This is a genomic window from Georgenia sp. SUBG003 (assembly GCF_000715355.2).
Taxonomy (GTDB): Bacteria; Actinomycetota; Actinomycetes; order Actinomycetales; family Actinomycetaceae; genus Georgenia.
Window position 1 is genome coordinate 4673456 of the sequence record NZ_CP180204.1, and the last position, 13346, is coordinate 4686801.

At 67.6% G+C, this 13346-nt stretch carries 10 protein-coding genes, 1 tRNA gene, 20 pseudogenes and 2 other annotated features; of the genes and pseudogenes, 17 read left to right on the top strand and 14 right to left on the bottom strand.

Annotated elements, in window-relative coordinates; translation table 11 throughout:
• Positions 1-227: 227 nt before the first annotated feature.
• Positions 228-590, bottom strand: a pseudogene (locus DA06_RS27570) (TerC family protein); the annotation flags it as partial.
• Between the two features lie 353 nt (positions 591-943).
• Here DA06_RS27570 and DA06_RS27575 point away from each other — a divergent pair.
• Positions 944-1162 (top strand): annotated as a pseudogene (locus DA06_RS27575) (VOC family protein); the annotation flags it as partial.
• A 66-nt stretch (positions 1163-1228) separates the two neighbouring features.
• Here the strand turns inward: DA06_RS27575 and DA06_RS27580 are convergent.
• Positions 1229-1540: pseudogene (locus DA06_RS27580) on the bottom strand (RND transporter); the annotation flags it as partial.
• Here DA06_RS27580 and DA06_RS27585 point away from each other — a divergent pair.
• Positions 1521-1935, top strand: a pseudogene (locus DA06_RS27585) (phosphate ABC transporter ATP-binding protein); the annotation flags it as partial. The pseudogenes DA06_RS27580 and DA06_RS27585 overlap by 20 nt on opposite strands.
• 56 nt (positions 1936-1991) lie before the next feature.
• Here DA06_RS27585 and DA06_RS27590 read toward each other — a convergent pair.
• Positions 1992-2207 (bottom strand): annotated as a pseudogene (locus DA06_RS27590) (DNA glycosylase AlkZ-like family protein); the annotation flags it as partial.
• Between the two features lie 363 nt (positions 2208-2570).
• Here DA06_RS27590 and DA06_RS27595 point away from each other — a divergent pair.
• Positions 2571-2675 (top strand): hypothetical protein, encoded by a 105-nt coding sequence (locus DA06_RS27595; protein ID WP_418608270.1) that lies wholly within the window; start codon positions 2571-2573, stop codon positions 2673-2675.
• Positions 2672-3058: pseudogene (locus tag DA06_RS27600) on the top strand (AAA family ATPase); the annotation flags it as partial. The gene DA06_RS27595 and the pseudogene DA06_RS27600, both read left to right, overlap by 4 nt.
• An 859-nt stretch (positions 3059-3917) precedes the next feature.
• Here DA06_RS27600 and DA06_RS27605 read toward each other — a convergent pair.
• A complete protein-coding gene (locus tag DA06_RS27605; protein WP_418606567.1) occupies positions 3918-4148 on the bottom strand; it encodes a hypothetical protein in 231 nt (76 codons plus the stop codon).
• Between DA06_RS27605 and DA06_RS27610 the strand changes: the two are divergent.
• The 3 pseudogenes from DA06_RS27610 to DA06_RS27620 all read left to right on the top strand — a co-directional run.
• A pseudogene (locus DA06_RS27610) lies at positions 4137-4484 on the top strand (ribonucleotide-diphosphate reductase subunit alpha); the annotation flags it as partial. The gene DA06_RS27605 and the pseudogene DA06_RS27610 overlap by 12 nt on opposite strands.
• A 42-nt stretch (positions 4485-4526) precedes the next feature.
• Positions 4527-4911, top strand: a pseudogene (locus tag DA06_RS27615) (lipoate--protein ligase family protein); the annotation flags it as partial.
• Positions 4911-5319: pseudogene (locus DA06_RS27620) on the top strand (protein kinase domain-containing protein); the annotation flags it as partial. The pseudogenes DA06_RS27615 and DA06_RS27620, both read left to right, overlap by 1 nt.
• Before the next feature lie 68 nt (positions 5320-5387).
• Here DA06_RS27620 and DA06_RS27625 read toward each other — a convergent pair.
• Together DA06_RS27625 and DA06_RS27630 are read right to left on the bottom strand one after the other, a co-directional pair.
• Positions 5388-5849 (bottom strand): annotated as a pseudogene (locus DA06_RS27625) (4-hydroxythreonine-4-phosphate dehydrogenase PdxA); the annotation flags it as partial.
• 344 nt (positions 5850-6193) lie between these two features.
• Positions 6194-6355: a hypothetical protein gene (locus tag DA06_RS27630; RefSeq protein WP_418606568.1), complete on the bottom strand. Its 162-nt coding sequence runs from the start codon at positions 6353-6355 to the stop codon at positions 6194-6196.
• 299 nt (positions 6356-6654) lie between these two features.
• Here DA06_RS27630 and DA06_RS27635 point away from each other — a divergent pair, with 299 nt between their 5' ends.
• Together DA06_RS27635 and DA06_RS27640 are read left to right on the top strand one after the other, a co-directional pair.
• Entirely contained in the window at positions 6655-6831 is a 177-nt protein-coding gene (locus DA06_RS27635; protein WP_418608272.1) for a hypothetical protein, read from the top strand.
• A gap of 99 nt (positions 6832-6930) precedes the next feature.
• Positions 6931-7017: pseudogene (locus DA06_RS27640) on the top strand (hypothetical protein); the annotation flags it as partial.
• 167 nt (positions 7018-7184) lie between these two features.
• Here the strand turns inward: DA06_RS27640 and DA06_RS27645 are convergent.
• The 3 genes and pseudogenes from DA06_RS27645 to DA06_RS27655 form a co-directional block, all read right to left on the bottom strand.
• Positions 7185-7385: pseudogene (locus tag DA06_RS27645) on the bottom strand (NAD(P)-dependent dehydrogenase); the annotation flags it as partial.
• 78 nt (positions 7386-7463) lie between these two features.
• Entirely contained in the window at positions 7464-7676 is a 213-nt protein-coding gene (locus DA06_RS27650; RefSeq protein WP_418608464.1) for an SRPBCC family protein, read from the bottom strand.
• A 23-nt stretch (positions 7677-7699) separates the two neighbouring features.
• A pseudogene (locus DA06_RS27655) lies at positions 7700-8030 on the bottom strand (ArsR/SmtB family transcription factor).
• On the opposite strand from DA06_RS27655, the pseudogene DA06_RS27660 reads away from it, so the two are divergent.
• Positions 7972-8279 (top strand): annotated as a pseudogene (locus DA06_RS27660) (M24 family metallopeptidase); the annotation flags it as partial. The pseudogenes DA06_RS27655 and DA06_RS27660 sit on opposite strands and share 59 nt — an antisense overlap.
• A 6-nt stretch (positions 8280-8285) precedes the next feature.
• Here the strand turns inward: DA06_RS27660 and DA06_RS27665 are convergent.
• Positions 8286-8432: a hypothetical protein gene (locus DA06_RS27665; RefSeq protein WP_418606569.1), complete on the bottom strand. Its 147-nt coding sequence runs from the start codon at positions 8430-8432 to the stop codon at positions 8286-8288.
• 2 nt (positions 8433-8434) lie between these two features.
• Between DA06_RS27665 and DA06_RS27670 the strand changes: the two genes are divergently transcribed.
• From DA06_RS27670 to DA06_RS27680, 3 genes and pseudogenes are all read left to right on the top strand, one after another.
• Positions 8435-8508 (top strand) — tRNA-Met (locus DA06_RS27670).
• 63 nt (positions 8509-8571) lie between these two features.
• Positions 8572-8741: pseudogene (gene rpmG, locus DA06_RS27675) on the top strand (50S ribosomal protein L33).
• A gap of 97 nt (positions 8742-8838) precedes the next feature.
• A pseudogene (locus DA06_RS27680) lies at positions 8839-8985 on the top strand (UDP-N-acetylglucosamine 2-epimerase); the annotation flags it as partial.
• Positions 8986-9140: 155 nt separating this feature from the next.
• On the opposite strand, the gene DA06_RS27685 reads toward DA06_RS27680, so the two are convergent.
• The 3 genes from DA06_RS27685 to DA06_RS27695 form a co-directional block, all read right to left on the bottom strand.
• Positions 9141-9464: a DUF6986 family protein gene (locus tag DA06_RS27685; RefSeq protein WP_418606571.1), complete on the bottom strand. Its 324-nt coding sequence runs from the start codon at positions 9462-9464 to the stop codon at positions 9141-9143.
• Positions 9455-9852 (top strand) — a sequence feature (23S ribosomal RNA rRNA prediction is too short). (Overlaps the previous gene by 10 nt.)
• A 47-nt stretch (positions 9853-9899) precedes the next feature.
• Entirely contained in the window at positions 9900-10142 is a 243-nt protein-coding gene (locus tag DA06_RS27690; RefSeq protein WP_418606573.1) for a hypothetical protein, read from the bottom strand.
• A complete protein-coding gene (locus DA06_RS27695; protein WP_418606574.1) occupies positions 10139-10573 on the bottom strand; it encodes a hypothetical protein in 435 nt (144 codons plus the stop codon). Before DA06_RS27695 ends, DA06_RS27690 begins: the two co-directional genes overlap by 4 nt.
• Before the next feature lie 177 nt (positions 10574-10750).
• On the opposite strand from DA06_RS27695, the pseudogene DA06_RS27700 reads away from it, so the two are divergent.
• Positions 10751-11023: pseudogene (locus tag DA06_RS27700) on the top strand (NADH dehydrogenase subunit D); the annotation flags it as partial.
• 96 nt (positions 11024-11119) lie between these two features.
• Here DA06_RS27700 and rpsA read toward each other — a convergent pair.
• A pseudogene (gene rpsA / locus DA06_RS27705) lies at positions 11120-11397 on the bottom strand (30S ribosomal protein S1); the annotation flags it as partial.
• Between the two features lie 199 nt (positions 11398-11596).
• Positions 11597-12071: a sequence feature (23S ribosomal RNA rRNA prediction is too short), on the top strand.
• Positions 12072-12187: 116 nt separating this feature from the next.
• Here rpsA and DA06_RS27710 point away from each other — a divergent pair.
• The 3 genes and pseudogenes from DA06_RS27710 to DA06_RS27720 all read left to right on the top strand — a co-directional run.
• Entirely contained in the window at positions 12188-12358 is a 171-nt protein-coding gene (locus DA06_RS27710) for a hypothetical protein (protein ID WP_418606575.1), read from the top strand.
• Positions 12355-12908, top strand: a pseudogene (locus DA06_RS27715) (hypothetical protein). The gene DA06_RS27710 and the pseudogene DA06_RS27715 overlap by 4 nt, the downstream one beginning before the upstream one ends.
• Positions 12908-13335, top strand: a pseudogene (locus DA06_RS27720) (UDP-N-acetylglucosamine 2-epimerase); the annotation flags it as partial. The pseudogenes DA06_RS27715 and DA06_RS27720, both read left to right, overlap by 1 nt.
• Positions 13336-13346 lie beyond the last annotated feature (11 nt).

Here is a 13346-nt window from a genome sequence, read left to right on the forward strand (position 1 = left end):
GGCGGCAGCCGCCCAGCTGCTCATCGACCACGGCAAGCTCTGGGCGATGGACGTCAACGACAACCTGCGCGGCTGGGACGACGACCTGGTCGTCGGCACCGTCCACATGACCGAGATCTTCGAGTTCTTCTACACGCTCAAGGTCAACAGCTGGGAGGGGTCTGGCAGCTCGACCGAGTTCCCCTTCCGTGAGGACAGCCGTCGATGCCGCCCGTACCGCGATCCGGTGCGTCGGTCATGGGGACCAAGCGGCGGAAGGTGCGCAGCACGGTCGACCTTCCCGGGTCCAGGTGCTCGTTGCGCTGCCGGATCATCCGGTACCCGGTGAGCAGCAGGAAGGCGGCGAAGAGGTAGAGCACCCAGGAGAAGTTCTGGATCAGCACCGCGCCGGCGGCGATGAGGACGCCCCGGAACACCAGCGCCCCCAGCACGCCGAGGAAGAGCACCCGGTGCTGGAACTCGCGGGGCACCGCGAAGTGGCTGAAGATGATCGCCCAGACGAAGACGTTGTCCACGGCCAGCGACTTCTCGATCAGGTACCCGGCGAAGTACTGCTGCCCGGGCTCGGCGCCCACAGCCACCCACACCAGCGGCTGTCGCTCGTGGGCTGTCCGGCATGCTGCCACGGTCGCCGGGAGAGATCATCCCCCGCCGGCAGCACCCCAGAACGGCGCGATGGGGCGGCGAGAGCAGCCGCGTGGGGCATGATCGTTCGAGGCCTAGACCCCATCACAGAGGGATCAAACACTATGTTTGTCAAACGAAAATGTTTGGGCACGTGGGGGGGGTTTGATGCGGGGGTGCGTCAGTGCTGAAAGGTCGCCGCCCGTGGTCGCGCACAAGATCCGCCGCCGCGCCGGACCCGTTGACTACCCCCGGAGCGGGTTCTAGCGTCGAGAGCGCCGGTCGGTCGATGGTCGCCCGACCCGCACGGGAGGTAGTCATGCTCTCCGCCTACAGCCCCGTCCCGACCCTCGCCGTCAAGGACCTCGCAGCTGCCCGGTCCTTCTACGAGGAGACGCTCGGCTTCGACTCGGGGGAGGGAGGAGGCCGGTGGCATCGTCTACACCGCGGGCTCCGGGCAGTTCCTCGTCTACGAGTCCTCCTACGCCGCACGAACAAGGCCACGGCCATGGCCCTCGAGGCGCCGGACGGTGACTTCGACACCGAAGTTCAGAACCTCCGCGACAAGGGCGTGGAGTTCCAGACCTCGACATGGAGGGGATCGAGTGACGAGGAAGAGCTGGTAGTCCATCGCCAGGCCGAACAGGACGCCGATGAGGATCGTCGGCAGGAAGCTCAGCACCGGGCCGGGCGTGTGGACGCCGAAGATGTCCCCAGCCAGCCCCACTGGTAGATCGCGGTGACGCCGCCGAAGGCCGCGAACACCGACAGGATGAACCCGCCCGTGGCGATGACCGGCACGAGGATCGACCGGAACACCAGCACGAGGATGATCAGCGAGAGCCCCGATGACCAGCCCGAGGTAGGCGGGCAGCGCGTCGGAGAGCTTCTCGGAGATGTCGATGTTGCCGCTCGCCGCGCCGGCGACGGCCTACTACGGGGACTTCCTCGCGGTCGAGGGCGTCAGCATGACGATCGAGCCCCGCTCCGTCACCGCGCTCATCGGGCCCTCCGGCTGCGGCAAGTCGACGTTCCTGCGCACGCTGAACCGCATGCACGAGGTCATCCCGGGCGCCGCGTCGAGGGTGAGGCCCTCATGGACGGGCAGAACCTCTACGGTTCCGGCGTCGACCCGGTGCAGGTGCGCCGGCAGGTCGGCATGGTCTTCCAGCGGCCCAACCCCTTCCCCACGATGTCCATCGCGGACAACGTCCTCGCAGGGGTGCGGCACACAACCGCATCCGGAAGTCGGAGGCGGACGACCTGGTCGAGCAGTCGCTGCGTGGCGCGAACCTCTGGAACGAGGTCAAGGCGGCGAGCACGGCCTCCGTCTGGTCGCGGGTCAGCCGCACGTCGCCGGGGAGACCGTCACCGCCCGGCCGGGGGACGGCGGCGAGCGCCGCCGTCCAGAACGGAAGGTCATCGGCGGCGAGCAGGTGCACGGTGCCGCGCGGTCCGAACGTCTTGACGAGCGTGCCGTCCTCCGAAAGCGCCCGGCGCACGTCCTGACGGGTGGCGCCGGCCGTGCGCAGCCCGAGCGAGAGCTCGGCCGCCGACATGATCTGTGCGTGGACGCCGACCATCGCCCGGGCCACCGCCGCCGGACCGCCGTACGCGGGCGAGACGAGGTGGTGGCGCGCGTGGTCGACGCCCGACGGGGGTGATGGCGACGCGCAGCTCGGTGTTCTTGACCTCGCGCGGCACGGAGATCCGCATGTGACCACGTCCTCGTGGAAGGCGGGGCGGCGGACGGTCGCCCCCTCGCGCAGCGAAGTCTACGGTCGCAAACCGTCCCTCGGCGGGCGGATCTGGTGCGAGAATTCCGGTCATTCGGGCAACGACGGAGCCCCGGCAAGGGAGTCATGATGACCGATCTCGACGCGTCGCTGAGCGGTGAGTGGGTGTTCGACGCGGCGCACACGCGCGGCTTCTCCGCCCGCCACGCGATGGTGACGAAGGTGCGGGGCGCCTTCAACGACGTCGACGGGCACATCCACGTCGAGGAGGGCGATCCGTCGAGGTCGTCGGTCGAGGTCACGGCGCCCCGATGATCGCCGACCGCGTCTCCGCGGACGAGGTGGCCGAGGTCGTCGCCTCCTGGACCGGCATCCCCGTGGGACGGCTGCTCCAGGGCGAGACGGAGAAGCTCCTGCAGATGGAGGACGTCATCGGCCAGCGCCTCATCGGCCAGCGCGACGCGGTGCGCTCCGTCTCCGACGCCGTGCGCCGCACCCGCGCCGGGGGTCTCCGATCCCGACCGGCCGACCGGGTCCTTCCTCTTCCTCGGTCCCACCGGCGCGGCAAGACCGAGCTCGCGAAGTCCCTGGCGGACTTCCTCTTCGACGAGCGGGCGATGATCCGCATCGACATGTCGGAGTACTCCGAGAAGCACTCCGTCGCGCGGCTCGTCGGTGCCCCCTCCGGGGTGCTCGGGGTACTCCTCGGTCGTGCTGGTCCGCTGCTGGTCCATGCTTCCGACCCTACGTCCGCAGGCACCACCGCACTCGGGTGGCTGTCATGAGGCGAGCCCAACGGCCGAACTGGAGAACCCGGGGCCCACCCGAACTGTGTGGGCCCCGGGCCTTCATCAGCCGTCGACGGCTCGACGTCTCCTAGCTGCAAACGGTGGAGACCCCTGAGCGCTTCCCCGAGCATCGTGGGGCGGGGCGTGCCGGAGTTCGCACCCTCTGACGACAGGTATGTCCGCAAGACGCGCCGTCACCGGGCACTTTCGCGGACGGGTCCTGCGGACACTCGACCCTGGGAGCGCCGGATGACCTGCACCGTCCCGCGAGGGGTTCCTCTACTGGGACGTTCCTGCGCTAGCCGGGTGGGCACGTCGATGCAGTACGTGTCCTCGTCGACCATGCGCGCGATGCCGCGGGACCTGGCCCCTCGATGCGACGCAGCCCGCCCGGGGGCGTAGTCGTCCCTTTGGGTGCCCGCTGTAGCCCGGGCCCTGGCGCCCCTCCCCCGTCACTGTGCGCCCGGGCCCCCGGTGGGCCGACGCCCCACGGGGGAAAAACCCGTACCCCCCCCAGGGGGGGTATGGGCTGTCGACGTGACCCTTTGGGTCCCCTGTGCTGGGTGCGGGGCGGGGTCACGCCCGCCCGGTGGGGTCACTCCCCCCGAACGGTCGCCTTCGCCGGACGCCGCGTCCTCCGCCAGCCGCTCGCGCAGCCATTCAGGGGTGTGCTCGTCGTCGCGCGGGTAGCGGCGCAGGTCGGCGGCGTACTGGCCCGGCTCGAGCGGCTTGGACCACTTCTGCTCGTGCGTGTAGTCGAGGTTCAGGCTCAGCTTCCCGCTCGGCTCGAGCGTGACCAGAGCGGCGAACCACGTGCTGCCGGCTGGAAGCTGGACTGCCGCATCTCCGCGAGGGCCCTGCCGACGTCGTTCGGCAGCCCCGGCAGCCCGGTCTCCTTGCCGTCCTCGTCGGTCGCGGCGGCGAGCAGCTCACCGCGGGTGCGACCATCCGGCACAGCACCCGCGCCGGGTCCGAGCCCGTCGGGGCGTCCTCGATCCACCCGATCGTCTCGAAGGTGGAGATCCGCAAGGAGGCAAGATCGGGCGGGGTGTACTACCCGGCGCCGTTCATGACGAACGACAACCTCGAGTACTACGAGGACGCGTACGAGATCGGTGCCGAGAAGATCATCGACACGTACGCCGAGGCCACGCAGCACGTGGACCAGGGTCTGTCGCTCACGCTGTTCTTCAAGGACACCGCCACCACGCGCGACGTCAACCGGGCTCAGATCTACGCCTGGCGCAAGGGCATCAAGACGCTCTACTACATCCGGGTCCGCCAGCTCGCCCTCGAGGGGACCGAGGTGGAGGGCTGCGTCAGCTGCATGCTCTGACCCTCGCCCGCGAGACCGTCACTCTCCTCCGCGAGACGTCGTGGGGTGAAAGCCCGGTACGTACCGCTCAACGACATCGCCTCCGAGCACGGCAAGATCGGCGGCGCCGCACAGAAGCGGTTCGCCTCGGGCGTGGTGCTCCACCACGTGACCATGAGCTACGACATCGACGCGGACAAGATGCTCGACGTGCTGCGCATCGGCCGCGAGAAGCTCTCCGACAAGGGCATCAGGAGCGCGAACAAGCGCGTGGACCCGATGCGGTCCCAGACCGGGATGCGCGCGCGAGGACATCGTCGCCGCGTTCGTCGCACACTCCGCGCGCTACGACACCCGGATGTCGGACTACCGGCCCGACGAGCTCGCGCGTGCGGAGGAACTCATGGAGACGAAGTTCCTCAGCGACGGGTGGACCTACCGCGTGCCACCGTCCGCAGCCTCCTCTCCGGCGGCGACCCCGTGCCGATCGAGGAGGCCGTGGAGATCGTCGTCGGTGTCCTCTCGGCGCTGGAGTACTCCCACCGCGAGGGCATCGTCCACCGGGACATCAAGCCCGGGAACATCATGCTGACCCCCACCGGCCAGGTGAAGGTCATGGACTTCGGCATCGCCCGCGCGATGACCGACTCCGCCGCCACGATGACCCAGACCCACGCCGTCGTCGGCACGGCGCAGTACCTCTCGCCGGAGCAGGCGCGCGGCGAGGTGGTCGACGCCGTTCCGACCTCTACTCCACGGGCTGCCTCCTGTATGAGCTGCTCACCGGTCAGCCCCGTTCACCGGTGACTCGGCCCTGGCCGTCGCGTACCAGCACGTCGGCGAGACCCGAAGACCCGTCCCCGCCTGAGCTGGGCGGTGGGCGCACGAAGGGGCCGGTGCCAGCACCGGCCCCTTGCGCGCGCGTCACACCGCAGCGGGAACGCGCTGCTCCTGCGTGCGGCGACCGAGCTGGACGGCGATGTCGAACGCACGCTGCGTCGGCCCGAGGTTCGCCTTGTTCTGCCCCACGATCCCGTACGCGGTGCCGTGCGCCGGCGTCGCGATGGGGACAGGCAGCCCACCCTGGACGGTGACGCCCTGGTCGAATCCCATGAGCTTCATCGCGATCTGTCCCTGGTGGTACATCGTCACCACACCGTCGTACTCGCCGTCACGTGCGGCGATGAAGATCGTGTCGCAGGGGTAGGGACCCTGCGCGTCCACGCCCTCGACCTGGGCCAGCCGGACACCGGGGGGCGATGTGGTCGATCTCCTCGCGGCCGAACTGCCCCGTTCTCCCCCGGCATGCGGGTTGAGCGCGCACACCGCGAGACGCGGCTTGTCGATCCCGTTGGCCCGGATCACGTCGTTGAGCAGACGGATCGCATCGAGGACTGTCGAGGAAGGTGAGGTCCTGGGCGGAGCTGAACGTGCTCGCCAGTCGAGTGCTCGGCGGGCACAGCTCGAGCCGGCCGACGTACGGCTTGAGGGTCTTGACGAAGGCGGCGGACGAGAAGTCGCTCAGCCTCTGGAGCAGCAGTACGTCGGTGCGGGAGCGCCCGAGCAGGTTGAACAGGTGGAAGGCCGAACCTTGCGCGCCGACCACATGGCTTGCATCGCGAACCATGGCGAGCTGATCCGCGACGGGAAATTCTTCGGGTGCCACGGTCTCGTATCCGAAACCGCCCAGGTAGCCCGCGAGATAGTCCTCACCGCACCGACCTCCCGCGTCACCGGCCGCCGCCGTAGGGCTGGGTGTTGAAGTTGAAGACGATGTAGCGGATCTCCCCGCCGGGGCCGTCGTGGATGGTGAGGTTGTCCGCCCCCTCGAGGTCCTTGAGGTCCGTCGGGCTCAGGGAGCGGAACGCCACGTCGACGTCGCCCTCCTGCACCGCGAGCTTCAGGGAGGTCTCCTCGGTGAAGTACTGCGCCGTGACCGTCCCCGTCTCGGCGGCGCGAGGACGCGTCGTACCCGTCGAACGCCTCGTACCGGATGAGCTCGTTCTCGGTGTAGTCGGTGATCGTGTACTGCCCGGCGAAGGCGTTGCCCGACACGATCTCGTCCGACGTGACGGAGTCGGCGGAGAAGACGTCCTCGTCGACGATCGGGCCCACCGGGGAGGAGAGGATCTGCGGGGCCTCGGCAGCGGTCCTGGCGGTCTGCGGCGCCCTCGTCGTGTTCGGCATCGAGATGCTCGAGACCTCGTTCCGGCGTCAGCTGCCCAGCCTCGGCATCTCGTCCGGCTGGCAGATGGTCGCCGTGCCCGTGAGTTTCGCACTGAGTTTTGTGTTCCAGCTCGAGGTCACCGTGCGGCGTTTCGTCGCCCCGGCCTCCGTCGAGGTCGACCCGGCCTTGCAGACCGTCTGACCCAGGAAGGAGAACGACATGGGTGGATTGCTCCTGGGCTCGTTCGGCGCGGGCGTCCGTCCCGGATACCGATCGGTTTTGCCCTCGCCGCCGCGTCCCATGCTGACGCTCGCGCTCATCACCGACAACAACCTCTCCATCGGTGCCCAGCGCGTGGTCGCCGGCATCACGCCGTACCCCTTGCTCGCGGTGCCGCTGTTCGTCCTCGCGGGCGGGATCATGAACGTCGGCGGCATCTCCAAGCACGTTGGTGGCGAAGGTCCGCTCGATCTGTCGCCCGGGAAGTCCTCGAGCTCGGGGTGCGTCATCTGGAAGCCCGCGTTGTTGACGAGGACGTCGAGTCCGCCGAGCGCGTCGACGACCTTCTTCACGAGGTCCACGTTGGCCTGCTCGGTGCGCTGGTCGGTGGGGCACAGCACGCACTTCCGTCCCGCGGCCTCGACCTGCTTCCGCGTCTCCTCGGCGTCGTCCTGCTCCTCGGGCAGGTACGCGATGGCGACGTCGGCGCCCTTGGCGAAGGCGATCGCGACCGCGCGGCCGATCCCCGGAATCACCGCCGGTGATCAGCGCCTTCCTGCCGGCCAGGCGGTCGTGCCCGGTGTAGGACGTCTCGCCGTGGTCGGGCGCGGGGTTCAGGGCCGACGGTCGTGCCGGGCCACTCCTGGCGCTGGACGGGGCATGTCGTGGCGGGCGAACGTGGCCGGCCACCCGGGCGGGCCCCAGAACTTCTCGATCTGCCGGGGATCGGCGTACGCGTCCCAGAGCCGGCGGACGGGCACCGGGAACTCGGCGACGATGGTCATCGTGAGGGCGTCGAGGTCCTTCTCGACGGAGCTGATGGGCATGGCTACGCCTTCCTGAAGCGAGATCACTCGTCGGTGAGGAGCGCGTCGAGCCGGTCGACCCGTCCGCGCCAGATCTGCTCGTACTGGTCCAGCAGGGTCTGCGCCCTGCGGATGGTGTCGGGGTTCCCGCGCACGTATCTCTCCCGGCCCTGCTGGTGCTTCGTCACGAGGCCGGCCCTTCCAGGACGGCGTGCTTCTGCACCGCCGCGAACGACATGGCGTACGCAGCGGCGAGCTGCGTCACGCTCGCCTCCTCGGTGAGGGTGCGGCGGACGTGTCGCGCCGGGTGGCGTCGGCGAGCGTCCGGCCGGGTGCCACGTGCCAGGACGTCGACCGGGCGGCGCGCACGGTCATCGACGCGGGTACGGCGAGAAGTTCATCCACCGGACGGGGCACGGCATCGGGGTCACCACCCACGAGCCGCCCTACATGGTGGAGGGCGAGGAGCAGCCGCTCGTGCCGGGGATGTGCTTCTCTGTCGAGCCCGGGATCTACCTCCAGGGCCGGTTCGGCGTGCGGATCGAGGACATCGTCGCCGTGGGCCCGGACGGGCTCGGCCGCCGGCTGAACAACACCGACCGTGCGTTGCGGGTAGTCGGGTAAGGACCCCTACAGAAAGTCTCGCGGGATCGTGGTGCTCCACGTCTTCGCAGCCACGCGCAGCTCACCCTCGTAGTCGAGCTCGGCGAGGACGTGGAAATCGGTCGGCGTGGACGTCAGCACCGTCCGCGTCCGGTGCGCACCCGCCAGCAGCACGCGGCGGGGTAGCTCAGTTGGTGAGAGCGCACGACTCATAATCGTGAGGTCGCGGGTTCGAGCCCCGCCCCCGCTACAACCAGTGAATCCGAAGCAGCCGAATGGCCGCTCGCGACCGAGCCGAACGTGAGGAACAGCCGTGGCCAGCAAGTCCGCTGACGTCCGCCCCAAGATCACCCTCGCCTGCGAGGTGTGCAAGGAGCGCAACTACATCACCAAGAAGAACCGTCGGAACAACCCCGACCGGCTCGAGCTGGCGAAGTACTGCCCCGCTGCAACGCGAAGACCGCGCACCGCGAGACCCGCTGACCGATCAGGTCGCGCCCTCTAGTCTGGGGCGATGACCGGATCCAGCCACCCGCCCCACCGGCGCGACAAGACGCTCGTGGGGCGGTCGTCAGTCTACAGAAAAAACGCTCGTTGCGTTCTCTCTGACTCAGGGACTATATCCGAGGAATCGACCATCCTGGGCTTTCCCGCTGTAACCATACGCGACGCTATAGAGCGGCCCGAGGCGCTCGACTCAGGCGGCATCATTTCGACTGGTTTGGACTCGGGGCGACGTTGTGGATGCCGTACGCATCACGATAGCGCAGCATGCAAACTGATGGGAGCCCACTAAAGCCCCCCCCCGTTTCGAGTACGCGTCTCCCGATTTCTTTCGAGACGAGTGGGTTTAAACGTGATCCCGGGTCACAGCGGGCGAAATCACCCACGCGAGGGGGCCCGGGCATCCCGACTTGAAACCCTACAGACTGAATAGTAGCCGCGCTCGAGCGAGCGGCGCACCAACCTCGCGTGCAGCGCCCAGGCGGACCGCACGCTCTCGGGCTCCCCCACCGGCAGCACGTTCGTGGACCCGTCGGACAGGCGGACGCCCGTGCCGGCGGCGGCCAGCTGCATGACGGCCTTGGCGTGGTCGGCCGCCGGGTGCTCCAGCGACTGCTGCGCGGCGGAGATGCCGAGGGACGCCGAGTAGTCGTAGGTGCCGTAGTGCAGCCCGGTCACCCGCCCCTGCCCGGCGTGCACCATTCGCGCCACGAGCGCGGTGCCGTCGGCGCAGGATCGCCTGGGACGTCGTCGACCTGGACCTCGAACCTCAGCCTGGTTGGCAATCAGGTGTCGAGTGCAAGTGCACAAGGGAGCTTGACTGTGAGACTGACAGGTCGAGCAGGGGACGAAAAGTCGGAACTAGTGATCCGGCGGTGGCTTGTGGAAGCGCCGTCGCTCAACGGATAAAAAGGTACCCCCGGGGGATAACAGGCTGATCTTGCCCAAGAGTCCATATCGACGGCATGGTTTGGCACCTCGATGTCGGCTCGTCGCATCCTGGGGGCTGGAGTAGGTCCCAAGGGGTTGGGCTGTTCGCCCATTAAAAGCGGTACGCGAGCTGGGTTTAGAACGTCGTGAGACAGTTCGGGTCCCTATCCGCTGCGCGCGCAGGAAAACTTGAGAAGGGGCTGTCCCCTAGTACGAGAGGGACCGGGGACGGACGAACCTCTGGTGTGCCAGTTGTTCCGCCAGGAGCATGCCGTCCGCCGGCATCATCGCGCCACGCTTCCTGTAGCGCTCGCACGACCAGTCGAGCTCGGTCCAGACGATCGTGTCGCCCGTCAGCGGGAGGAGCACGTCCAGCACAGCTCTGGCCGAGTCCATCACCTCGACGCCGATGCCGTCTCCGGCGATCTGCGCGACGTTCGCCTTGCTCATGGAGCACTCCAGGTCCGAGGTGCTGCGGGCACCTCATGAGGGATGCGGGCGCACGGGCGAAGCAGCATCGCCATGTCCGTGCCGATACCGGGGCTTACGAGAACGCGGGGACGGAGAGGTACTTGAGCTGCTGGTACTCCGCCAGCCCCTCGGCACCCCCTCACGCCGAGACCGGACTGCTTGATGCCGCCGAAGGGCGCAGCCACGTGGATATCAGGCCCCGGTTGCACCGACCACCGCCGTTGATCCAGGCACGCTCGGCGGGGGGTCATGTAGCCCAGGCCGAGGAGCTTGTCGAGGAACGCCCACAGGAAGGTCCAGCCGATGACGATGCGGCCGGCGGCGAGCGCCTTGCGGGCGGCGCCGGAGGTGACGATCTGGTCCTGGTAGACGGGGGTGGTGGTGGACGGGACGCTGGCGGTGGTGGCCATGATGCTCTCCGTTATGCGGGGGTTTGTGAACCTCTTTGTTGGTACAAGCATCGCGGCCCCATATGTCCAGATCGTGGGGCCAACGTCCTGGCACCGCACGGCCGGAACGTGACCTGGGTCACTTCCGTGGAAGGTCGCACCGTCCGTCGCCCCGAGCGCCCGGCGCTGCGGTCGACCTCCATGGAGTCCCTCATCCACCACTTCAAGCTGGTGACCGAGGGCTTCCGCGTCCCTGCCGGGCAGGCGTTCGTCACGGTCGAGCACGCCAAGGGCGTCATGGGGGGTCCACGTCGTCTCCGACGGCGGCACCCGCCCCTACCGGGCCCACTTCCGGGACCCGTCGTACTCCAACCTTCAGTCCACGGCGATCATGTGCGAGGGCGGGCAGCTGGCCGACGTCGTCGTGACGCTCGCCTCGCTCGACCCGTCCTGGGAGGGCTGGACCGCTGATGTCCAGCGAGACCTTCGCACCCGAGGCCGACGCGCGCTGCGCGCCGAGGCCGCCGAGATCATCTCGCTGGCCGGTCCGGCGGTGCCGGCGCCCGCGGAGGCGACAGCCTCGGTGTCGGCCTCCATGGCGGACGCGACCTGCTTCTTGTGCGCCTCCCAACGGGCGTGCGCCTCGGCGTACTCGGCCTCCCAGGCCTCGCGCTGGGTCTCGTAGCCCTCGAGCCACTCGTTGGTCTCCGGGTCGAAGCCCTCGGGGTACTTGTAGTTCCCTGCTCGTCGTACTCCGCGGCCATGCCGTACAGCGACGGGTCGAAGTCGTCGCTGGTGGGGTCGACGCCCTCGTTGGCCTGCTTGAGGGACAGCGAGATGCGGCGGTCAAGTGATTCTGCGCCGACAATTCAGCGGGGCTCAAGCACACCGCCGAAGCCGTGGCATCCGCGCACACCCCAGCATCCCCCTCGAGGGGTGTTCAGGGGCGCGGGTGGGTAGGGGAGCGTCGTGTGGGAGGTGAAGCTGCGGGGTGACCCAGTGGTGGATCCCACACGAGTGAGAATGCAGGCATGAGTAGCGAATGACGGGTGAGAAACCCGTCCGCCGAATGACCAAGGGTTCCAGGGCCAGGTTAATCCGCCCTGGGTAAGTCGGGACCTAAGGCGAGGCCGACAGGCGTAGTCGATGGACAACGGGTTGATATTCCCGTACCGGCGAAGGACCGACCATGCCGACCCCGGTGATGCTAACCACCCAACGTCTCGTGGGTTCCTTCGGGAACCGGCGGGACCGCGCGTGGGACCCGATCCGGCAGTAGGCAAGCGTGTTAACAGGGGTGACGCAGACAGGTAGCCACCGCGTGCTTAATGGCAATGCACGTCTAAGGATGCAGGGCGGGGTGCAGGCAAATCCGCACCCCACGAAGCCTCAGGTCCGACAGTGACCCCGTATGGGGGAAGCAGGGTGATCCTATGCTGCCGAGAAAAGCCTCGACGCGAGGGACTAGCCGCCCGTACCCTAAACCGACTCAGGTGGTCAGGTAGAGAATACCAAGGCGATCGAGAGAATCGTGGTTAAGGAACTCGGCAAAATGCCCCCGTAACTTCGGGAGAAGGGGGGCCGTGAGGGGGTGAGGCCACTGACTGGCTAGCCCTTTTTCCTCGCGTCGGCGTCGTGCCCCCCGCACCGTCCTGGGGGCAGATGATCGCCGCGTCGACCAACTGGTACGCGGTCGTGCCCACCTACTTCCTGATCCCCGGGGCGTTCCTCTTCCTCCTGGTCATGTCCTTCACCGTCCTGGGGGACCGGCTCCACTCGATGCTGGACGGGGAGACGCGCTCATGATCCGTTATCTCGCAGCCCGGTTCGCCGCCGTCACGGTCGTGCTGTTCCTCGTCTGCCTGTTCACGTTCGTCATCTTCTTCGTGCTCTCGCCGGACCCGGCCGTGCAGATCTGCGGAAAGACCTGCACCCCGAGCGGATCGACCAGATCCGGGACAACCTCGGGCTCGACGAGCCGTTCCTGACCCAGTTCTTCGGCTTCCTCGGCGGCCTCTTCGCCGGGCGCACCTACGGGTCCGGCCCGGACGCATCCAGTGCGCGCGCCTGCCTGGCTACTCGTTCCAGTCGAGCCAGTCGGTCTGGACATGGTCGTCACCCGCCTCCCGGTCTCGCTGTCCGTGGCGGTCGGTGCCGCGGTGCTCTGGCTAGACGCGTCCTCACCGACGAGACCATTACGTTCGACGTCGATGGCGACGAACCGTGCATCATCGACATGCCCACGCTCTGGGCTCACAACATTACCAACACAGGGTCGTCAGAACTCGCCACAATTTTCTGGACGAACGAACTCTTCGACCCTACAGACCCTGACACGTACCGAGAGGAAGTATGATGGGTGGACGATTGAAGGTCCTGACCGTAGTTGGGACACGACCAGAGATTATTCGATTGTCTCGCATCATCGCACGACTCGAAGAGACGACCGAGCACGTCCTGGTGCACACAGGTCAGAATTATGATTTCGAACTGAACGAAATTTTTTTTTTTTCAACGACCTATCGGTGCGCCGACCCGACCACTTCCTCAGCGCTGACACTCGATCACTCGGCACGGTGCTGGCAGACGTATTGCGGGGCACAGAGCGGGTGCTCCTTGAAGAACGCCCTGACGCAATGGTGGTTCTCGGCGATACCAACAGTTGCACGTCGGCACTCATGGCACGGCGCATGAAAATACCCGTGTACCACCTCGAAGCGGGCAATCGGTCGTTTGATCCAAATGTCCCAGAAGAGATCAATCGTCATTTCGTAGACCATGTTCCTCCTGAGCG